The organism is Candidatus Krumholzibacteriia bacterium (assembly GCA_035649275.1).
Classification (GTDB): domain Bacteria; phylum Krumholzibacteriota; class Krumholzibacteriia.
Genome location: DASRJW010000049.1, coordinates 54,858 through 74,327 on the forward strand (window position 1 = coordinate 54,858; position 19,470 = coordinate 74,327).

The 19,470-nt window shown below is 68.3% G+C and carries 20 protein-coding genes; 19 read left to right on the forward strand and 1 reads right to left on the reverse strand.

Going from position 1 to position 19,470, the window contains the following annotated elements:
• Window positions 1-22 precede the first annotated feature (22 nt).
• The 19 genes from pyrH (at window position 23) to VFE28_05180 (ending at window position 19,128) form a co-directional block, all read left to right on the forward strand.
• Entirely contained in the window at window positions 23-739 is a 717-nt protein-coding gene (gene pyrH, locus VFE28_05090) for a UMP kinase (GenBank protein HZM15355.1), read from the forward strand.
• A gap of 4 nt (window positions 740-743) precedes the next feature.
• On the forward strand, window positions 744-1,304 hold the full coding sequence (gene frr / locus VFE28_05095) for a ribosome recycling factor (GenBank protein HZM15356.1): 561 nt from the start codon (window positions 744-746) through the stop codon (window positions 1,302-1,304).
• 120 nt (window positions 1,305-1,424) lie between these two features.
• Window positions 1,425-1,775 (forward strand): NADH-quinone oxidoreductase subunit A, encoded by a 351-nt coding sequence (gene ndhC, locus VFE28_05100; protein ID HZM15357.1) that lies wholly within the window; start codon window positions 1,425-1,427, stop codon window positions 1,773-1,775.
• A complete protein-coding gene (nuoB, locus tag VFE28_05105) occupies window positions 1,766-2,251 on the forward strand; it encodes an NADH-quinone oxidoreductase subunit NuoB (GenBank protein HZM15358.1) in 486 nt (161 codons plus the stop codon). The genes ndhC and nuoB overlap by 10 nt, the downstream gene beginning before the upstream one ends.
• Before the next feature lie 16 nt (window positions 2,252-2,267).
• Complete coding sequence (gene nuoD, locus VFE28_05110) at window positions 2,268-4,004, forward strand: NADH dehydrogenase (quinone) subunit D (GenBank protein ID HZM15359.1); 1,737 nt, start codon at window positions 2,268-2,270, stop codon at window positions 4,002-4,004.
• Between the two features lie 14 nt (window positions 4,005-4,018).
• Complete coding sequence (locus tag VFE28_05115) at window positions 4,019-4,513, forward strand: NAD(P)H-dependent oxidoreductase subunit E (GenBank protein ID HZM15360.1); 495 nt, start codon at window positions 4,019-4,021, stop codon at window positions 4,511-4,513.
• Window positions 4,510-5,811, forward strand: a complete 1,302-nt coding sequence (gene nuoF / locus VFE28_05120) for an NADH-quinone oxidoreductase subunit NuoF (GenBank protein HZM15361.1) — start codon at window positions 4,510-4,512, stop codon at window positions 5,809-5,811. The genes VFE28_05115 and nuoF overlap by 4 nt, the downstream gene beginning before the upstream one ends.
• 18 nt (window positions 5,812-5,829) lie before the next feature.
• Window positions 5,830-7,494 (forward strand): 2Fe-2S iron-sulfur cluster-binding protein, encoded by a 1,665-nt coding sequence (locus VFE28_05125; GenBank protein ID HZM15362.1) that lies wholly within the window; start codon window positions 5,830-5,832, stop codon window positions 7,492-7,494.
• Window positions 7,487-8,785: a complex I subunit 1 family protein gene (locus VFE28_05130; protein HZM15363.1), complete on the forward strand. Its 1,299-nt coding sequence runs from the start codon at window positions 7,487-7,489 to the stop codon at window positions 8,783-8,785. The genes VFE28_05125 and VFE28_05130 overlap by 8 nt, the downstream gene beginning before the upstream one ends.
• The gene (locus VFE28_05135) at window positions 8,785-9,306 is read left to right on the forward strand and encodes an NADH-quinone oxidoreductase subunit I (GenBank protein HZM15364.1); all 522 of its coding nucleotides are present in this window, start codon (window positions 8,785-8,787) and stop codon (window positions 9,304-9,306) included. Before VFE28_05130 ends, VFE28_05135 begins: the two co-directional genes overlap by 1 nt.
• 37 nt (window positions 9,307-9,343) lie before the next feature.
• Complete coding sequence (locus tag VFE28_05140) at window positions 9,344-9,838, forward strand: NADH-quinone oxidoreductase subunit J (GenBank protein ID HZM15365.1); 495 nt, start codon at window positions 9,344-9,346, stop codon at window positions 9,836-9,838.
• A gap of 2 nt (window positions 9,839-9,840) precedes the next feature.
• Window positions 9,841-10,143, forward strand: coding sequence for an NADH-quinone oxidoreductase subunit NuoK (nuoK, locus tag VFE28_05145; GenBank protein ID HZM15366.1), 303 nt, complete (start codon window positions 9,841-9,843; stop codon window positions 10,141-10,143).
• A 1-nt stretch (window position 10,144) separates the two neighbouring features.
• Complete coding sequence (gene nuoL / locus VFE28_05150) at window positions 10,145-12,184, forward strand: NADH-quinone oxidoreductase subunit L (GenBank protein ID HZM15367.1); 2,040 nt, start codon at window positions 10,145-10,147, stop codon at window positions 12,182-12,184.
• Between the two features lie 16 nt (window positions 12,185-12,200).
• Window positions 12,201-13,829 (forward strand): NADH-quinone oxidoreductase subunit M, encoded by a 1,629-nt coding sequence (locus VFE28_05155; protein HZM15368.1) that lies wholly within the window; start codon window positions 12,201-12,203, stop codon window positions 13,827-13,829.
• Window positions 13,826-15,409: an NADH-quinone oxidoreductase subunit N gene (locus tag VFE28_05160; GenBank protein HZM15369.1), complete on the forward strand. Its 1,584-nt coding sequence runs from the start codon at window positions 13,826-13,828 to the stop codon at window positions 15,407-15,409. The genes VFE28_05155 and VFE28_05160 overlap by 4 nt, the downstream gene beginning before the upstream one ends.
• Window positions 15,410-15,440: 31 nt before the next feature.
• The gene (locus VFE28_05165; protein HZM15370.1) at window positions 15,441-17,138 is read left to right on the forward strand and encodes a methylmalonyl-CoA mutase family protein; all 1,698 of its coding nucleotides are present in this window, start codon (window positions 15,441-15,443) and stop codon (window positions 17,136-17,138) included.
• An 85-nt stretch (window positions 17,139-17,223) separates the two neighbouring features.
• Complete coding sequence (locus VFE28_05170) at window positions 17,224-17,637, forward strand: cobalamin B12-binding domain-containing protein (protein HZM15371.1); 414 nt, start codon at window positions 17,224-17,226, stop codon at window positions 17,635-17,637.
• Complete coding sequence (dut, locus tag VFE28_05175) at window positions 17,634-18,191, forward strand: dUTP diphosphatase (GenBank protein ID HZM15372.1); 558 nt, start codon at window positions 17,634-17,636, stop codon at window positions 18,189-18,191. Before VFE28_05170 ends, dut begins: the two co-directional genes overlap by 4 nt.
• Before the next feature lies 1 nt (window position 18,192).
• Window positions 18,193-19,128 carry a polysaccharide deacetylase family protein gene (locus VFE28_05180; protein HZM15373.1) on the forward strand — a complete coding sequence of 312 codons (936 nt, stop codon included), beginning with the start codon at window positions 18,193-18,195 and terminating at the stop codon, window positions 19,126-19,128.
• On the opposite strand, the gene VFE28_05185 is transcribed toward VFE28_05180, so the two are convergent.
• A partial coding sequence (locus VFE28_05185; protein ID HZM15374.1) for a hypothetical protein occupies window positions 19,125-19,470 on the reverse strand: 346 nt, incomplete at its 5' end. The two genes, VFE28_05180 and VFE28_05185, sit on opposite strands and share 4 nt — an antisense overlap.

The following is a 19,470-nucleotide window of genomic DNA, read 5'->3' on the forward strand; positions in this document are numbered from 1 at the left end:
CTCGCGCTCGTCTGTTCAGGGTATGAAGCTCAAGTATCGCCGCATCCTGCTCAAGATGAGCGGAGAAGTCCTGGCGGGCTCGCGCAGCGTCGGCCTGGATGGCGACCGCATCGAAGCCCTGGCGCAGGAACTGCGCGAGGTACATGGCCACGGCATCCAACTCGGCTTGGTCCTCGGCGGCGGCAACATCTTCCGCGGCCAAACCGGCAGCACCCGCGGCATCGATCGGGTGACCGGCGACCACATGGGCATGCTGGCCACGGTGATCAACTCGCTGGCGGTGCAGGACGCCCTCGCCCGGCTCGCCGTGCCGGCGCTGGTGATGACCGCGATCCGCATGACCCAGATCGCCGAGCCCTTCGCCGGGCGCACCGCCATCGAGCAGCTCGAGAGCGGCAACATCGTCATCATGGCGGGCGGCACCGGCAATCCCTTCTTCACCACCGACACGGCAGGCGTGCTGCGCGCCATGGAGATCGGCGCGGAGGTGCTCCTCAAGGGCACCAAGGTGGACGGCGTCTACGACTCCGATCCGGCCAAGAATCCCGGGGCGGTGCGCTACCAGCGCCTGACCTACGACGAAGCCCTGGGACGCGACCTGCGCGTCATGGACTCGACGGCGTTCTCCTTGTCCCGAGACAACGATTTGCCCATCATCGTTTTCGACATCAACGCCCCCGGCGCCTTGTTACGCATCGTCGCGGGCGAAGAGGTCGGGACGATGGTCGGAAAGGGGTGAAACGATGTCCGCCGAGACGTTGTTGCACGAAGCCGAAGATCACATGAAGAAGTCGATCGAAGCGGCCCGCCGCGAGCTGGCGACGGTGCGCACGGGCAAGGCCTCGCCGGCGCTGCTGGACACGGTGCGCGTCGAGTATTACGGCTCCCAGGTGCCGCTCAAGCAGGTGGCGGGGGTCAACGCGCCGGAACCGCGTTTACTCACCGTGCAGCCCTACGATCGGAGCCTCATCGGCGAGATCGAGAAGGCCATCCGCGGCGCCGACCTGGGGCTGAATCCGGCCAACGACGGCAACGTCATCCGCGTCCCCATCCCGCAGCTGACGGAGGAGCGCCGCAAAGAGCTGGTCAAGGTGGTGCGCACCATGGTCGAGCACGGTCGCGTGGCGGTGCGCAACGTCCGGCACCACACCAACGAGAAACTGGTACGGCTGGAAAAAGAGGGCGAGCTCACCGAGGACGAACACAAGCGGCACGCCAAGAAGGTGCAGGAAATGACCGACGGCACCATCCGCAAGCTCGACGAGATGTTGAAGGCCAAGGAAGCGGAGGTCATGGAGGTCTGACGCACCGGGCCGTCGCCTTGACTTCTCCCCACCGGCGAGTAGTATCAGTGCCATCGTAGTTTGAGAAATTTTTCTCAAACTTTCGCAAGTGCCTGCAAGAGAACGAATTGCGAGGTCCACGTGGGGTTCGCGCCGCTCGCGCTCCTGGTTCCCGTGGCCATCCTCGTCCCGCTCTTGATGCTCGGGGCACAGCGCCTCCTGGCGCCCAAGCGGCCCGACCCGACGAAGGCCTCGACCTACGAGTGCGGCTCGCCGCCCCTCGGCACCGCGCACCCGCGGCTGCCGATCAAGTTCTATCTCGTGGCCGTCCTCTTCCTGCTTTTCGACATCGAAGTCGTCTTCCTCTTCCCCTGGTCCGTGCTCGCCAGCAAGCTCGGCTGGATGGGTCTGGCGCAAGTCCTCGTCTTCCTGGGTGTCCTCGAGATCGGGCTCCTCTACGTCTGGCGCAAGGGAGCGCTGGAATGGGAGTGAGGCGCGGCCTGATCGCCAACCAGCCCTTCATCACCACCCGCATCGAGGCCGCCGTGGACTGGGCGCGGAAGAACTCGCTCTTCCCCCTGCCCTTCGGCACCGCCTGCTGCGCCATCGAGTTCATGGGCGTGGTGAGCTCGCAGTTCGATCTCTCCCGCTTCGGCGCCGAGGTGGTGCGCTTCTCGCCCCGCCAGGCCGACCTCATGGTGGTCGCCGGCACCGTGGTCTACAAGATGGCCCCGATCCTGCGCACCATCTACGCGCAGATGGCGGAACCGCGCTGGGTGATCTCCATGGGGGTGTGCGCCAGCTCCGGCGGCTTCTACGACGACTACTGCACCTTGCAGGGGATCGATCAGATCATCCCCGTGGACATCTACGTGCCGGGCTGCCCGCCGAGCCCGGACCTGCTGCTCGACGGCTTGCTCAAGCTGCAAAAGAAGATCGACGAGCGCCGGCTCCTCGAACAATCCTGAAGAGGAGCAGCGCGCGATGTCCCATCCGAACCCGGACCGCGTGCGCGGCCACCTCGGTCCTGATCTCCTGGCCGATTGCTCTTCCCACGGCGACCTGGTGTACGCGGTGCGGCGCTCCGGCAGCCGCCGGGTGCTGCAGGCGTTGCGCGACGATCCAGAGCTGCGCTTCGACATGCTGGTGGACCTCGCCGGCGCCGATCGGCTGCATCTCCAGCAGCGCTTCGAGCGCTTCGAGGTGGTCTACGAGCTGTACTCGCTCTGGAACGGCTGGCGCTTGCGGCTCAAGGTGCCCGTGCCCGAGGCGGATCCGCATCTCGACAGCGTACACGACCTGTGGAAGGCGGCCGACTGGGCGGAGCGCGAGGCCTTCGACATGTTCGGCCTGCACTTCGACGGGCACCCCAACCTGAAGCGCATCCTCTGCCACCACGAGTTCGTCGGCCACCCGCTGCGCAAGGACTACGACCGCAGTCGCGGGCAATGGTGCGCCACCACCGAGACCCTGGAGGACGAGCTGGCGCTGCGCCACCAGAGCGAGCAGCGCCGCGCCCGCGCCGAAGGCCTGGCGGAGCCCAGCGCAACCCAGATCAGCGAGCGCATGCTGGTCAACATCGGCCCCAGCCACCCGCTCTCCCACGGCACGCTCCGGGTCCTGGTGGAGCTGGAAGGGGAGACCATCAAGCACGCCATCCCGGAGATCGGCTACCTGCACCGGGGCTTCGAGAAGAGCGCCGAGAAGGGCGTGTGGAACAACGTCATCCCCTACGCCGACCGTCTCAACTACGTCTCGGCGCTGTCGAACAACGTGGCCTACGTCAAGGCGGTGGAGAAGCTGGCGGGGATCGAGGTCCCGGACCGCTGCAAGTTCATCCGCGTCATCATCAACGAGCTCTCCCGCATCATGGATCACTGCGTCTGCAATGCCGCCAACATCGTGGACGTCGGCGCGCTCACCAATTTCTGGTACCTGTTCACGGTGCGGGAGAACATCTACAAGGTGGTGGAGAAGCTCACTGGCGCCCGGCTCACCAACAGCTACGCCCGCGTCGGCGGCCTGGCGCGGGACCTGTACCCGGGCTTCGCCGACGAGGTGCGGGCGGTGCTCAAGGAGAGCATGCCCTTTGTGCGGGACGTGCTCAAGCTGGTGCGGAACAACCGCATCTTCCAGGAGCGCACCGTGGGCATCTCAGGGATCAGCGCCGCCGAAGCGGTGAGCTACGGCTGGACCGGGCCGTGCCTGCGCGCCTGCGGCCTGCCGCTCGATGCCCGCAAGCGCGACCGCTACTACTTCTACGATCAGTTCGACTTCGACGTGCCGGTGGGAGAGAACGGCGACGCCTACGATCGCATCATGGTGCGCTTCGAGGAGATCTTCCAGAGCCAGCGCATCGTCGAGCAGGCCCTGGACAAGCTGCCCGAGGGCCCGGTGAACACGGCGCAGAATCGTTTCGTGCTGCCGCCGAAGCAAGAGGTCTACCGCGACATCGAGCCGCTCATGAACCACTTCATGCTGGTCATGTTCGGCACTCCGGTGCCGCCGGGCGAGACCTACGACTCCTTCGAGGTGCCGAACGGCGAGCTCGGCTTCTACATCATCAGCGATGGCAGCGGCCGCCCCTACCGGGTGCGGGTGCGGCCGCCATGCTTCTACCTCTACCAGGCGTATCCGCAGATCATCGAGGGCAGCATGGTGGCCGACATGGCCGCCGCCCTCGGCGGTTTGAACGTCGTGGCCGGGGAACTGGACCGCTAGGAGGCGAGGCGTCCATGGCGGAAACGAGCGCTCTGGCTGCGGCGGTGCTCACCGATGCCGCGGTGGCCGAGCTCGAGGAGCTGGCGCGCCGCTACCCGACGCGAGAGGCGCTGCTGCTGCCGGCGCTGTGGCTGGTGCAGCGCCAGCACGGCTGGATCTCGGCGGAGGCCATGCAGTACGTCGCCCGCCTCCTCGGCGTCTCGCCGGTGCGCGTGTACGGCGTGGTCAGCTTCTACCACATGTTCCACGACCGGCCGCCGGGGAAGTACAACATCCAGGTGTGCCAGACGCTCTCCTGCTCGCTCCTCGGTGCCGAGGGGCTGCTGTCACACCTGCAGCGCCGGTTCGGGATCGGCCACGGCGAGAGCACCGAGGACGGGCGCTTCATGGTGCAGCGCGTCGAGTGTCTCGGCGCCTGCGAGCACGCCCCGGTGGCGCAGATCAACGACGACTTCGCCTTCGACCTGACGCCGGCGAAGCTGGATGCCCTGCTGGAGGAGCTGCCGTGAGCACCGGAGCCCCCGCCGTGCAGCGCATCCTGAGCTTGCGCTTCGACACCCCCGGCGCGCACTTGCTCGGGACCTACCAGGCCGCGGGTGGCTACAGTGCCGGACGCAAGGCCTTCACGCGGAGCCCCGAAGCGGTGGTGGAGGAAGTGAAGAAGTCGGGTCTGCGCGGCCGCGGCGGCGCCGGCTTTCCCGCCGGGGTGAAGTGGGGCTTCATCCCCAAGAACACCGAGCGTCCGGTGTACCTGTGCATCAATGCCGACGAGAGCGAGCCCGGTACCTTCAAGGATCGCTACCTGATGGAGAAGGATCCCCACCTACTCCTCGAGGGGATCCTCATCACCTGCTGGGCCATCCGCTCCCACGACTGCTACATCTATATTCGCGGCGAGTACGAAGCCACGCGCCGGGTGTTGCAGGCCGCGGTGGACGAGGCCTACGCCGCCGGCCTCCTGGGGCCGAGCCCGTATGGTTCCGGCTGGCGCGTCGACGTCACCCTGCACCGCGGCGCAGGAGCCTACATCTGTGGCGAGGAAACCGGGCTCCTGGAGTCCCTGGAAGGCAAGCGGGGCTACCCGCGCATCAAGCCGCCCTTCCCGGCGGTGGTGGGACTCTTCCAGTGCCCGACGATCATCAACAACGTGGAAACCATCGCCGCCGTGCCCTGGATCCTGGAGCACGGCGGGGACGCCTACGCCAAGATCGGCGTCGGCAAGAGCACGGGAACCAAGCTCTGGTGCATCAGCGGTCACGTGCGCAAGCCCGGTCTGTACGAGACGCCTCTCGGCGTCCCCTTCCAGGAGCTCTTGGAGGATTACGCCGGCGGCATGCGCCATCCCGACCGGCCGCTCAAAGCGGTGATCCCGGGCGGTTCGTCGGTGCCGGTGATGACCAGGAGCGAGGCCATGGGGGCGTCGATGGACTACGAGTCGCTGGCACAGCTCGGCACCATGCTGGGCTCGGCGGGGGTGATGGTTCTGGAAGAGGGCACGTGCATGGTGTGGGCCCTGGCCGTGATCACTCGCTTCTACGCCCACGAGTCCTGCGGCCAGTGCACGCCCTGCCGGGAGGGTACCTCCTGGCTCGACGACATCTTCTGGCGCCTCGAGCGCGGCGGCGCCACGCCGGAGGACATCGCCTTGGTGCACAGCCTCTGCGACAACATGCTCGGCACGACGATCTGCGTCCTCTCGGACGCCTGCGTCATGCCGGTGAAGAGTTTTCTCAAGAAGTTCAAGAGCGAATTCGACGCCCACATCGCGCACGGCCGCTGCCCGCAGCCGCAGCCGGTGCTGGACTGACACGACGGCGAGGACGAGATGCCCAAGATCCGCATCGACGACCGGGAAATCGAGGTCGGCCCGCACGAGAACCTCATCGCCGCCGCGGGTCGCGCCGGCGTGCACATCCCGCATTTCTGCTGGCACCCGGCGCTCAGCGTCGCCGGCAACTGCCGGCAGTGTCTGGTGGAGATCGAGGGCGTGCCCAAGCTGCAGATCGCCTGCAACACCCCGGTGAAGGACGGCATGTCGATCCGCACGCGCTCCGCCGTAGTGCAGGAGGCCCGCCGGGGGGTGCTCGAATTCCTGCTCCTCAACCACCCCATCGATTGCCCGATCTGCGATCAGGCCGGGGAGTGCCGGTTGCAGGAGTACTACATGTCCCACGGCCTCTACGACGCCCGCCGCAACGTCGACAAGGTGCACAAGGCCAAGGTCGTCGACCTGGGTCCGCACGTGCTCCTCGACGGCGAGCGTTGCGTGCTCTGCACCCGCTGCGTGCGCTTCTGCACCGAGGTGGCCGGCGTCGACGAGCTCTACGTCAAGGAACGGGGCAGCCACTCGGAGATCGCCACCTTCCCCGGGCAGCCGCTGCAGAATCCCTACTCGGGGAACGTCGTGGACCTCTGTCCGGTCGGGGCGCTGCTCAGCAAGGATTTCCGCTTCAAGAGCCGGGTCTGGTGGCTGAAGAAGGCCGACTCCCTCTGTCCGAGCTGCGCCCGGGGCTGCAACATCCGCATCGACCACCACTGGAACCAGGTGCAGCGCCTGGTGCCGCGCCACAACCCCGAGGTGAACTCGTACTGGATGTGCGACCGCGGCCGGGTCGAATTCCAGTGGGTGAACGAGAATCGCCTGCTGGACGCGGAACACGCCGGCCGGAGCCTGGTGTTGGGCGACGCCATCGACCTCCTGGCGGAGCGCCTGCAGGCGGCCGCGCCGGCGGTGGCGGTGCTCTTGTCGCCGAAGCTGGCCAACGAGGACCTCCTGGTCCTGCACCATCTGTTCACCGCGGTGCTTCCCATCGCCCCCCTGGGCGCGGGTTCCCTCGAACCGCCGCAGCCGGAGGACGCGCTCCTCCGCCGCGCCGATCCGCACCCCAACACGCGGGCCACCGAAGCCCTGGGTCTCGCCGCCGACGCGCGTCGCTTGTGCAGCGCCCCGGAGGCGAAAGTCCTCCTCCTGATCGGTGACGATCCCGTCGGCTGGGACGGGACTCTGGCGGCCGCCTTCGGCCGCTTCGATTTCGTCGCTGCCGCACTCACCAACCACAACGCCACCGCGGCGGCGGTGCAGGCCGCCGGCGGCTTGCTGCTGCCGCTCGCCACCTGGGCCGAGTACGCCGGCAGCTTCACCAACTTCGAAGGACGAGTGCAGCGCTTCGAAGCCGCCCTCGCCCCCGCCGGCTCGGCGCGCACGGGTTTCGAGCTCGGCCTCGAGCTCGCTGCGGCGTTGCGGCGCGACTTCTGGCCCGCCGGCAAGCCGGTGGGCCCGGTGCAGCCGGCGATCTGGAAGCAGCTCCTGCCGGCGGGCAGTGCGCTGCCCCGTCTCGACTGGGAGGCGGTGCCGCCGCACGGCCTCGTCCCCACCTGGCGCAAGACGGCGCGTCCCCGTTCGGTCTGGAGCGACGAAGAAGCAGCGGACGCGCGCAGCTGGTACGCGGCGCCACCCGCACCGGCGGCGGAGGCGGAGACGCATGGATAACTGGAACTCCCATCCCGCCATCATCGCCGGGCGCTTGCTGTTCGCCTGGATGCTGCCGCTCCTCTTCCTTCCCCTCATGATCTGGTTCGAACGCAAGGCGAGCGCCTTCATGCAGGACCGCACCGGTCCGAACCGGGCCGCCATCCTGGGCTTGCGTCTCGGCGGCGTCATCCACACCCTGGCGGACGTCCTCAAGCTGCTGTCCAAGGAAGACGTGGTGCCGACACGGGTGCACGGTCTCTACTGGCGTCTCGGACCCTTCGTCGCCATCGTCGTCGCCCAGCTGCTCTTCGTCATCGTGCCCTTCGCCGATGACCTCCGGCTGCCGGCGGAGGACATCACCTTGCAGGGGCTGCAGCTCGACATCGGCCTGCTCTGGCCGCTGGCGATAGGGGCGCTCATGGTCTATTCCATCGTGCTGGCGGGTTGGGCCTCGAACAACAAGTTCGGCACCCTCGGGAGCTTGCGCGCCGCGGCGCAGATGGTGAGCTACGAGGTGGCCCTCGGCCTCTCCATCATGGGTGCCATCATGATCTACGGCAGCGTGGACATGAACACCATCGTGCGGGCGCAGGGCGAGTTGCTCTGGGGCTTCCTGCCGCGCTGGGGCATCGTGCTGCAGCCCCTCGGCTTCGTGCTCTTCCTGGTGGCCGCCTTCGCCGAGACCAACCGTACCCCCTTCGACCTGCCCGAGCGCGACTCGGAGATCGTCGCCGGCTACCACACCGAGTACTCGGCGGTGCGTTTCGCTTTCTTCTTCATGGCCGAGTACATCCACATCGTCGTCGCCTCGGGGCTGGTGGTGACGCTCTTCCTCGGCGGCTGGCAGGTGCCCTGGCTCGGCACCGAGGCGCTGCGCCAGAACGCTCGAGCCGTGCTCGGGGTCATGCTCGGCGGACTGGTTCTGGCGGGAATCGTCATCGTGCCCGCGGCGCTGCGCTGGTCGAAGCGGCTGCGGCGGGAGTACACCGACGCCCGCCGCCACGAAGGCAGCTTCTGGGCCACGATGTTCACCGGCGCTGCCCTCGCCGGCGCCGCCGGTCTCGCCCTGCTTCCTGGCCTCGCGCTTCCCGGCTGGGCTCCTGCGGTGGTGGCGGCGGTGGCGCAGCTCAGCGTCTTCCTCGCCAAGACGCTGCTCGTCGCCCTCACCTTCATCTGGGTGCGCTGGACGCTCCCCAGTTTCCGTTACGACCAACTCATGCGCCTGGGCTGGAAGCACCTGCTCCCCTGGGCGCTGGTGAACATCACGGTGACCGGCATCGTCCTCGTTCTCCTCGGCGGAGGCTCCTGATGGCCATCGATCCCGCTTTGCTGCAGCGGCTCGGCCTCAGGCCGACGGAAATCCTGGTGGTGCGTCCCACCATGGGCTTCTGGCAGCGGGTCTACCTCATCGAAGTCGTCCGCGGGCTCGGGGTCACGCTCCGGCACCTGCTGCGCAATCTGTTCCACCAACAGGACATGCCGACGAGCAGCTTCCCGGAAGTGGTGCGGACGCTGCCGGAAGGCTTCCGCGGCCTGCACCGGCTGACGAAGAAGGAAGACGGGACGCCGCGCTGCGTCGCCTGCATGATGTGCCCCACCGCCTGCCCGGCGGATTGCATCCACATCGAAGCGGCGGAGAGTCCCGATCCGAGCGTGGAGAAGATCCCGCTGCGCTTCGAGATCGATCTCATGCGCTGCATCTTCTGCGGCTTCTGCGTCGAAGCTTGCCCCAAGGACGCGATCCGCATGGACACGGGGCGCTTCTTCGACCTGGCTGGGACGCAGCGCGAGGACTTCGTCCTCACCATGGAACGGCTGCTGCACGACTGAAGCCACCGGTCCGGCCGGGGGGCGTTCGAGGAGGAGCGTGGAGAGAATCCTGTTCTACGCCTTCGGGGCGCTCGCGGTGCTCGGCTCCCTGTGGATGGTGACGCGGCGCAGTCCGCTCTCCAGCGCCTTGTCGCTGGTGGTGGTGTTCGTCGCCCTGGCGGCGATGTACGCGCTCCTCGACGCCCGGCTCCTCTTCGTGGTGCAGGTGTGGGTGTACGCCGGGGCGGTGATGGTGCTGGTGCTCTTCGTCATCATGCTCCTCAACCTGCGGGAAGAGGAGTCGCGCGCCGCCGCGGCCAGCTGGGGCAAGTTCGTCCTCTGCGGCGCCCTCGCGGTGGCGCTGGCAACCAAGGCCTTCGGCGTCCTCGCCGGCGTTCTCGCCGTGCCGCCGCCGGTGTCCAAGGATTGGGGCGGGGTCGCCTCGGTGGCGGAGATCCTCTTCACCCGCTATCTCGTACCGTTCCAGATCGTCGGCGTGCTGCTGCTCGCCGTCGTCGTCGCCGTGGTGGCCCTGGCGAAGCGCGCGAGGTGAAGATGGTCGGCCTGCACGAATACTTGATCTTGAGCGGTCTGCTCTTCCTCATCGGCGCCGTGGGCGTGCTCACCCGGAGCAACGGACTCATCCTGTTCATGTCCTTGGAGCTCATGCTGAACGCGGTGAACCTGACCTTCGTGGCGTTTTCGCGCTACACCGGACGTCTCGATGGCCACGTCTTCGTCTTCCTGGTGACGGCGGTGGCGGCGGCGGAAGCCGCCGTGGGCCTGGCCATCTTCGTCAACCTCTTCCGGCTGCACCGCTCGGTGAACGTGGATCAGATGAACGCCATGGGGGACTAGGGTGGAACGCACTTGGCTCTGGCTCATTCCGGCGGCGCCGCTCGCCACCAGCGCGCTGTGCGGTGCGGTCGCCCTCGCCTGGTGCCGGCGGACCGACCCGGCACCACGACGCCTGGTGGGTGTCGTGGCCTGTCTCGGGCCGGCGCTGTCCTTCGCTCTGGCGCTCCTCGCCTGGGCCGAGCTGCGCGGCCTCATGCCGCAGGGACGCTGGCTGTCGCAGACGCTCTGGCGCTGGCTCGAGTCGGGGGCCTTGCAGCTCGACATCGGCTTCGTTATCGACCCCTTGTCGTCGTTGATGTTGCTCTTCGTCACCGGCGTCGGCACTTTGATCCACGTCTACTCCACGGGATACATGCACGAGGATCGTGGCGTCGTCCGCTACTTCGCCTATCTCAATCTGTTCATGTTCGCCATGCTGGTGCTGGTGCTCGCCGACAGCCTGCCGCTCCTCTTCGTCGGCTGGGAGGGGGTCGGGCTCTGCTCCTATTTGCTCATCGGCTTCTGGTTCGAGGACCCCGCCAAGGCGGCGGCGGGCAAGAAAGCTTTCGTGGTCAACCGCATCGGCGATTTCGGCGTTCTCATCGCCATGTTCCTCATCTTCTGGACCCTGCAGGGCGCCGGGGCTCCAGGCCTCACCTTCGCCGCCATGCGCAATCATGTCGAGGCGTTCACTCCGGCCATCGCCACGACGATCTGCCTGCTCCTCTTCCTCGGCGCCGCGGGGAAATCGGCGCAGATCCCGCTCTACGTCTGGCTCCCCGACGCCATGGCCGGACCGACTCCGGTCTCCGCCCTCATCCACGCCGCCACCATGGTGACCGCCGGCGTCTACATGGTGGCGCGCATGCACTTCCTCTTCGACCTGGCTCCGGTGGCGAGTACGACCGTGGCGGCGATCGGGGCGGCGACGGCGCTGCTGGCGGCGACGATCGCGGTGGCGCAGAACGATTTCAAGAAAGTGCTCGCCTATTCCACCGTGAGCCAGCTCGGCTACATGTTCGTCGGCGTCGGCGTCGGTGCCTACGGGGCGGGTGTTTTCCACGTCTTCACCCATGCCTTCTTCAAGGCTTGCCTGTTCCTCGGCTCGGGGGCAGTGATCCACGCTCTCCACGACGAGCAGGACATCCGCCGCATGGGCGGCTTGCGCCGCAAGATGCCGCTCACCTTCTGGACCTTCGTGATCGCCACCTTGGCGCTCGCGGGCTTGCCGCCGCTGGCGGGTTTCTTCAGCAAGGACCACATCCTGTGGGAAGCGTTGTCGCGGCCGAACCCGCTCTTGCCCTGGCTGCCGAGCGTGCTCTGGGCGGTGCTGGTGCTGGCCGCCCTGTGCACCGCCTTCTACATGTGGCGTCTGGTGTCGCTGGTGTTCCTGGGCAGCTTCCGCGGTGAGCAGCACACCTACGCCCACGCCCACGAGGCGCCTCCCAGCATGGCCATGCCGCTAGTACTACTCGCGATGGGGAGCCTCCTCGTCGGTTTCCTCGGCGTGCCCCACGCCCTCGGTGGGTCGAACCGGCTCGAGACCTGGCTGCACCCGAGCTTCGCCGTCGCCGGCAGCGCGGCGACGGAGCACGGGGCGACTACGGTGGCGAGCACTGCGGCAGGAGAAACGGCCCTGCACGAGAGCAGCGCGGCGCTGGCGGAGCACGCCGGCTCGGCGCCGCTCTCCGAGCCGGGAGCCATGGCGGTGGCGCTCGCGGCGGCGCTGCTCGGTCTCGGGCTCGGCTTCCAGCTCTATGCGCGCCGGCCGCAAACGGCTGCCGCCCTCGCCGGGCGGCTGCAGCCGCTGCAGCGCCTGCTCGCGGGGAAGTACTTCGTCGACGAGCTCTACGCCGCGGTGATCGTGCGACCCTTCCGGTTGCTCTCAGAGGCTCTCTGGCGTCTCGTGGACGTGCGCCTCATCGATGGGGTGATCAACCTGCTCGGCGGGGTGACCCGGGCCTTCTCCTTCGTCTTCCGCTTCGCCCAGAGCGGTTACGTGCAGACCTACGCTTTCGTCGTCGTCCTGGGTGTGCTGGTACTCCTGCTGCGCGTGTTGTGAGGCGCGGAGGTCGATCGTGTCGTTGCTGAGCGCCATCGTCTTCGCCCCCCTGGTGGCCGCGCTGGGCGTGCTCGTCCTGCCGCGCACCGCCACCCGGGCGATCCGCTCCGTGGCCTTGGCCGGAATGCTCGCGGATCTGGTGCTGTCGCTCTGGCTCCTGCCGCAGTTCGGTGGCGACGGCGCCTTCCAGTTCGTCGAGCGCCACCCCTGGATCGCGCGCTGGGGCATCGAATACCACCTGGGGGTGGACGGCATCAGCTTGTGGCTGGTGCTGCTCACGGCGCTCCTCGGGCCCGTCGCCGTCCTCGGCTCGTGGGCGGGGATCACGACCCGGGTGCGCGAGTTCCACGTCCTCCTCTTGCTGCTGCAGACGGGAATGCAGGGCGTCTTCTTGAGCCTCGACCTCTTTCTCTTCTACATCTTCTGGGAAGTGTCCTTGGTGCCCATGTACTTCCTCATCGGCATCTGGGGACACGAGCGGCGTCTATACGCGGCGATCAAGTTCGTCCTCTTCACCCTGGCCGGGTCGCTGCTCATGCTGGTGGCGATCCTCTCCCTCGTGGTGCAGCACGCCAACCAGGTGGGCTACTACAGCTTCGACCTCCAGACCCTGATCGCGGCGCACATCGATCCGAGCCACCAGGTGTGGTACTTCGCCGCCTTCGCCCTGGCCTTCGCCATCAAGGTGCCACTGTGGCCACTGCACACCTGGCTGCCCGACGCGCACGTCGAGGCGCCCACGGCGGGCTCGGTCATCCTGGCCGGGATCCTGTTGAAGATGGGAGGCTACGGCTTCCTGCGCTTCGCCATGCCGCTCTTCCCGCACGGGCTCGACGTCGCGACGCCGCTCCTCATGCTCGTCGCCGTCGTCGGCATCGTCTACGGCGCGATGGTGGCCATGGTGCAGCCGGACATGAAGAAGCTCGTGGCATATTCCTCGGTGAGCCACCTGGGATTCGTCATGCTCGGCATCTTGAGCGCCCGCAGCCAAGGGTTGGAGGGCGGCATCTACCAGATGCTCAACCACGGCCTGTCCACGGGAGCGCTCTTCCTCCTGGTGGGCGTGCTCTACGAGCGCCGCCACTCCCGCGCCATCGCCGATTTCGGCGGCCTGGCGCGCAGCATGCCGGTCTACGCCACGGTGCTGATCTTCGTCACCTTGTCCTCCATCGGCTTGCCCGGCCTGAACGGCTTCGTCGGCGAGTTCCTCATCCTCCTCGGCGCCTTCCACCAGCATCGCCTGCTCACCATCGTGGCCAGCACGGGCGTGGTTCTCGGTGCCATCTACATGCTGTGGATGGTGGAGCGTGTGCTCTTCGGTCCGGTGCGCCACGAGGAGAACCGCAAGCTGCCCGATCTATCGCCGCGGGAGATCCTCACCTTTGCCCCGCTCCTCATCCTCATCGTCGTCATGGGCGTGTATCCGCGTCCGTTCCTGCAGCGCATGCACGCCTCCGTCGATCGGCTCGTGCGCCAGGTGCAGCTCGACGAACGCCTCACCGAGACCACGCCTTCGCCTGGAGCGAACACGCCGGCGCTCGGCGCGAGCTCTGCGGAGCCACTCGGCGTGTCGAGCGCGACTTCGAATCTCGCTCCGGAGGCGAGCGCCGCCGCTCCGGCGCCGCGGCAGGAGGGCTCGCCATGAGCTTCGAGTTCGCCTGGCATCCCGAAGCCTGGCAGCTGGTCGCGCCCATTCTGGCGGTGGTCGGCACGGCGCTCGTCGTCATGGTGGGGGATCTCTTCCTGAAGCCGCCGTCGTGGACCGGGCCGACGCTCCTCGGGCTCGCCGTCGCCATGGCGCTCGCGGTCTCGCACTGGAACGTGCCGCTCCCCGGCGCCGAGGCCGCCCTGGCCGGCGCTCTCCGGCTCGATCGCTTCGCCGTGTTCCTGCAGGTCGCCATCCTGGGCTGCGCGGCGCTCTCGCTCCTCGGTGCCCAGAGCTACAACGCCCGCGCCGGCATCGACCGCGCCGAGTTCCACCTCCTGCTGCTCTTCTCCACCGCCGGCATGCTGGTCCTGGTTGCAAGCGCCGATCTCATCACCATGTTCCTCGGCCTCGAGCTGCTCTCCTTCCCGGCCTACGTTCTCTGCGGCTTTCTGCGCCAGCAAATCAAATCGAACGAGGCGGCCCTCAAGTACTTCGTCCTCGGTTCCTTCGCCTCCTCGGTGTTCCTCTATGGTGTCGCCCTCGTCTGGGGGGCGACCGGCAGCACCCAGCTGGCGGAAATCGCCCGGGCCGCCGAAACGCCGCTCTTCCATCTCGGGGCGCTCCTCGTCGTCGTCGGCTTCCTCTTCAAGGTGGGTGTGGTGCCCTTCCACATGTGGGTTCCCGACGTCTACGAGGGCGCGCCGACGCCGGTCACCATGTTCATGGCCGCGGCGGTGAAGGTGGCCGCCTTCGGCGCCTTGACGCGCACGCTGCTCGGCGGCGCCTTGCACACCACCTTGCCCCTCGGCAGCATCCTCTGGTGGTTCGCCGCCTTGACCATGACGGTGGGCAACATGTCGGCCCTCACGCAGGACAACATCAAGCGCATGCTGGCGTTTTCCTCGGTGGCGCACGCGGGCTACATGCTGGTCGGCTTGGCCGCGGTGGCGACGCTCGGCTCGGAGCAAGGGGCGTCGGCGGTGCTCTACTATCTCTTGGCCTATGCCGCCATGAACATCGGGGCCTTCACCGTGGTCACCCTGCTCGGGCGGCGCGCCGAGGGCGACCTGCGCTTCGATCGGGACTGGAGCGGCGTGGCGCAGCGCCATCCCGGGCTCAGCCTCGCCATGGCGTTGTTCATGATCGCCCTCGGGGGCTTGCCACCCACGGCGGGGTTCTTCGGCAAGTACGCCCTCTTCCGCGCCGCCCTCGACGCGCATCTGACGAGTCTCGTCGTCATTGCCGTCCTCAACACCCTCGTCTCGGTGTACTACTACTTGCGCGTCGTCGTCGCCATGTACATGAAGCCGGAGCGCGAGCCCGTCTCCGGGGTGCTGGAAGGTTTGCTGTCCCGCACCCACGCTTTCGAGGGGCCCGGGGCCATGGCGGCGACGCCCGCGGTGGAGAAACCGCCGGAGCCGCGCCTCGCCGAAGCCGGCCACTGGGGTCCTCGCCTCGCCATCGTGACCTGCGTGCTGCTGACGCTCTGGCTCGGCGTCGGGCCCGGCATCGGTCGCCTGCCGGGACTGACGCAGATCATGGAGTGGGCCGAGGCAGCGGTCGCGTCCTTGCGCTAGACTCCGGCTCCCCCACCCCGAGGGAGCGCTCATGCCCACGGATCGAGCCCGCGAACGCAGCGCCCGGCCCGGAAGCGCCGCGGCCGGCAGGGAGGCATGGGAACGGGAAGTGCTGCAGCCCTTCCTGGAACGCTCTCCCGAACGCGACGAGCCCTTCACCACCAGCTCCGGCGTCCCCGTCGAACGCCTGTACACGCCGGCCGATGTCGCCGGACTCGATCCCGAGGCCGACCTCGGTTATCCCGGTGCCTTCCCCTACACGCGCGGCGTCTACCCGACGATGTACCGGGGCCGCTTGTGGACGATGCGGCAATACGCCGGCTTCGGCACCGCGGCGGAATCGAACCGTCGTTATCGCTATCTCCTCGAGCGCGGGCAGACCGGACTTTCCGTCGCCTTCGACCTGTGCACCCAGATCGGCTACGACTCGGACCACGTCCTGGCGCGCGGCGAGGTGGGGAAGGTGGGCGTCGCCATCGCCACCCTGGAGGACATGGAAACGCTCCTCGAGGGCATCCCGCTGGAGCGCGTCTCCACCTCCATGACCATCAACGCCACCGCTTCGATCCTCCTCGGCATGGTGCTGGTGGTGGCGCGGCGGCGCGGGGTGCCGTGGACGGCGCTGCGCGGCACGGTACAGAACGACATCCTCAAGGAGTACATCGCCCGGGGCACGTACATCTATCCGCCGGCGCAGTCGATGCGCCTGGTGACCGACATGTTCGCCTTCTGCGCCCACGAAGTCCCCGAATGGAACCCGATCAGCATCTCCGGCTATCACATCCGCGAGGCTGGTTCGACCGCGGCGCAAGAAGTGGCCTTCACCCTGGCCGACGGCATCGCCTACGTGCAAGCGGCCCTCGACGCCGGACAGGACGTGGACCACTTCGCCGGGCGACTCAGCTTCTTCTTCAACGCCCACAACGACCTGCTCGAGGAGGTCGCCAAGTTTCGCGCCGCCCGCCGCCTGTGGGCCCGGCTCATGCGCCAGCGCTTCGGCGCCCGCCGGCCGGAATCCTGCCAGCTGCGCTTCCATGCCCAGACCTCGGGAGCTTCGCTCACGGCGCAGCAGCCGGAGAACAACGTCGTCCGCGTCACCGTGCAGGCGCTGGCGGCGGTACTGGGTGGGGCGCAGAGCCTGCATACCAACGGCATGGACGAGGCGCTGGCGCTGCCCACCGAGGACGCGGCGCGCATCGCGCTGCGGACGCAGCAGATCCTGGCCTACGAGTCCGGCGTCGCCCAGACCGTGGATCCTCTCGGCGGCTCGTACGCCATCGAGAGCCTGACCCATCAGATCGAGAAGGAAGCGCAGCAGTTGCTCGAGCGCGTCGAGGCCATGGGCGGCATGGTGAAGGCCATCGAGCGCGGCTTCGTGCAGCGGGAGATCCAGGAGGCCGCTTACACCCTGCAGCGGCAGATCGAAGCAGAGACGCGCGTCGTGGTCGGAGTGAACCGCTTTCGCGAGGAGAGCCCGGCGCGGATTCCCATCCTGCGCGTCGATCCGGCCCTGGAGCGCGCCCAAGTGAAACGGCTGCAGGCCTTCCGCGCCCGGCGCGACGGTGCCGCGGCGAAAGCGTCACTGGAGGCGGTGCGGCGCGCCGCCGCGGGAACGGAAAACCTCATGCCACCCATCGTCGACGCGGTGGAGAAGGGCGCGACGCTGGGGGAGATCAGCGACGAGCTGCGCAGCGTCTTCGGCGAGCATCGCGCCGATGTGACCATCTGAGGGGGAAGGCGCCACAGCGGCGCCACCAAGGCCACCGGAGCCGAGATTGCCGTCTGGCGATGACCGCAGCAGGGGAGCCGAAACGATGGGGGCAGCGAAGAAACGCGACCAGCCGATCCGCGTGCTCATCGCCAAACCGGGGTTGGACGGCCACGACCGTGGCGCCAAATACATCGCTCGGGCTTTTCAGGAGGCAGGCATGGAGGTCATCTACACCGGCATTCGCCAGACCCCGGATGCCATCGTGAATGCCGCCATCCAGGAGGACGTGGCGGCGGTGGGGCTGTCCATTCTTTCAGGAGCGCACCGCGAGCTCTTCGCCGAGATCATGCGGCGATTGCGCGAGCAGGGAGGCGGCGACATCCTCGTCTTCGCCGGCGGCATCATCCCTGACGAGGATCTGGCCTACTGCCGCGAGCTCGGCATCCAAGCGGTGTTCACTCCGGGGACACCGGTCGACACGGCCATCCGCTTCGTCGAGGAGAACGTGCGCCGATGAGCGAACCACGCCATGAGCGAAGAAGCGAGCGCCCGGAGACGGCGCGCGCGAGCGGCACGGTGGTACCGGCTATCGACGGCACGGTGGTACCGGGTGTCGTCGGCGCGGCGATGCCTGCCGTCGGGGTCGAGGTGCTGGCGCACGCGGCGGATTTGCCGGGACTGCAGCGCTGGAGCGCCGGAGCCTCGGGCTACGACCTGCGCGCCGCGGTGTCCGCGCCGCTGGCGCTCGAACCGGGACGGCTGGCGCTCGTGCCCACCGGGCTGCGTCTGGAGATCCCGGCGGGTTTCGAAGCGCAGGTGCGGCCGCGGAGCGGTCTCGCCGTCAAGCATCACCTCGGTGTTCTCAACAGCCCCGGCACCATCGACAGTGATTACCGTGGCGAGGTGATGGTCGTGCTCTTCAACTTCGGCAGCGAAACCTTCCACATCGTGCGGGGCGAACGCATCGCCCAGCTCGTCTTCGTGCGCGTGCACCATCCGGCCCTGGAGTTGCGGGATCTTTCCCGCACCGAGCGTGCCGACGGCGGCTTCGGGCACACCGGGAGCCGCTGACTTGGACCCGGCCCTCGCTGCCGGGACGGCCGCTGCGGCCGCAGCACTCCTCGGCGCTTCCGCCCATCTCGGCTGGCGTCGCTACCTGGGCCCGCCCCCGCCGGGTCTGCCCGCCGTGCTCGCCTATCACAAGGTGGGAACTCCCGAACTCGGCGGCACCTGGTGTACCCGCCGCCAATTCGCCGCCCATCTCGACGCCTTGCGCGGCGCCGGTGTCCGCGGCATCGACACGGACACGTTCGCCGCCCGCCTCGAGGCAGTGATCGCTGCCCACGCTGCTACCGAGTCCGCACCCCGTCGTGCCGCCTCGGAGGGAGGCGCCGCGAGCGAAGTGCTCCTCACCTTCGACGACGCCTTCGCGAGCTTCGCCGAGCACGCCTGGCCCGAGCTGCAAGTGCGGCGCCACCCGGTGCTCCTCTTCGTCATCAGTGACTTCGTCGGCCAGCGGGCGCGCTGGGATCTGCCGCTCCCGGGACGGCGCCGCCCGCACCTCGACTGGCCCAGCCTGCGTGCTCTCGCCGCCGCGGGCGTCGAGTTCGGGTCGCACTCCGCCCAGCATCGCGATCTCCGCCGGCTCACGGACGCCGCCCTGCAGCAAGAACTGGCGGGCTCGCGCCAGCAGTTGGAGGACGCTCTCGGTGTCGGCGTGCGCACGGTCAGCTACCCGTTCGGTCGCTGCGACGAACGCGTCATCGCCGCCGCCGGCGCGGCCGGCTATCGCCTCGGCTTCGCCATGTGCCCGCCCGGACCGCCCGCACCTCCACGGCCCCTCGCACTCCGGCGCTACGGCGTCTATGTCATCGATCCACCGAGCGCCGTGCTCGACAAGGTCGATCCGCGCCGCCGACTCTTCTGGGTCCAAGATCTCGTCACCCGGGGCATCAGCGCCGTGGCCGGGCTCGCCGCCGCGGCGAGCGTGGCGCGGGATCGCACCTAGTGGCTCTCGGCGCGCGGTGCCGGAACGAGCGACGGATAAGCGAGGGAGAAACGTCGCCGGTAATAGATGCGTGTGGCGCCCACGAGGAGGACGAGGAGGAGGAGGAAGAGCGGTTGGTGCAGGCCCGCAGCAAGGGCGAAGAGCGTGGTGCCACCGACGCTCACCATGCCGCTCGTGCAGCGCCTCGGCGCGAGCCACGACGCCGTGGCGAGGACGGCGAGGCCGAGGCTCGCCCCGAGCAGGAACGGCGCCCGGGCCACCGCGGCCGCGCCGCAGCCGGCGAGGGCCAAGACGGCGGCGACGATGCGGGCGCACTGCACACCGAGCACGACACCGCTGCTC

Bases quoted from the DNA above. Each gene is read 5' to 3' on its own strand.
- frr (HZM15356.1), top strand. From the start codon at position 744: ATGTCCGCCGAGACGTTGTTGCACGAAGCCGAAGATCACATGAAGAAG.
- VFE28_05125 (HZM15362.1), top strand. From the start codon at position 5,830: ATGCCCAAGATCCGCATCGACGACCGGGAAATCGAGGTCGGCCCGCAC.
- VFE28_05170 (HZM15371.1), top strand. From the start codon at position 17,224: ATGGGGGCAGCGAAGAAACGCGACCAGCCGATCCGCGTGCTCATCGCC.
- VFE28_05130 (HZM15363.1), top strand. From the start codon at position 7,487: ATGGATAACTGGAACTCCCATCCCGCCATCATCGCCGGGCGCTTGCTG.
- VFE28_05135 (HZM15364.1), top strand. From the start codon at position 8,785: ATGGCCATCGATCCCGCTTTGCTGCAGCGGCTCGGCCTCAGGCCGACG.
- nuoB (HZM15358.1), top strand. From the start codon at position 1,766: ATGGGAGTGAGGCGCGGCCTGATCGCCAACCAGCCCTTCATCACCACC.
- VFE28_05115 (HZM15360.1), top strand. From the start codon at position 4,019: ATGGCGGAAACGAGCGCTCTGGCTGCGGCGGTGCTCACCGATGCCGCG.
- nuoK (HZM15366.1), top strand. From the start codon at position 9,841: ATGGTCGGCCTGCACGAATACTTGATCTTGAGCGGTCTGCTCTTCCTC.
- pyrH (HZM15355.1), top strand. From the start codon at position 23: ATGAAGCTCAAGTATCGCCGCATCCTGCTCAAGATGAGCGGAGAAGTC.
- VFE28_05165 (HZM15370.1), top strand. From the start codon at position 15,441: ATGCCCACGGATCGAGCCCGCGAACGCAGCGCCCGGCCCGGAAGCGCC.
- dut (HZM15372.1), top strand. From the start codon at position 17,634: ATGAGCGAACCACGCCATGAGCGAAGAAGCGAGCGCCCGGAGACGGCG.
- nuoD (HZM15359.1), top strand. From the start codon at position 2,268: ATGTCCCATCCGAACCCGGACCGCGTGCGCGGCCACCTCGGTCCTGAT.
- VFE28_05160 (HZM15369.1), top strand. From the start codon at position 13,826: ATGAGCTTCGAGTTCGCCTGGCATCCCGAAGCCTGGCAGCTGGTCGCG.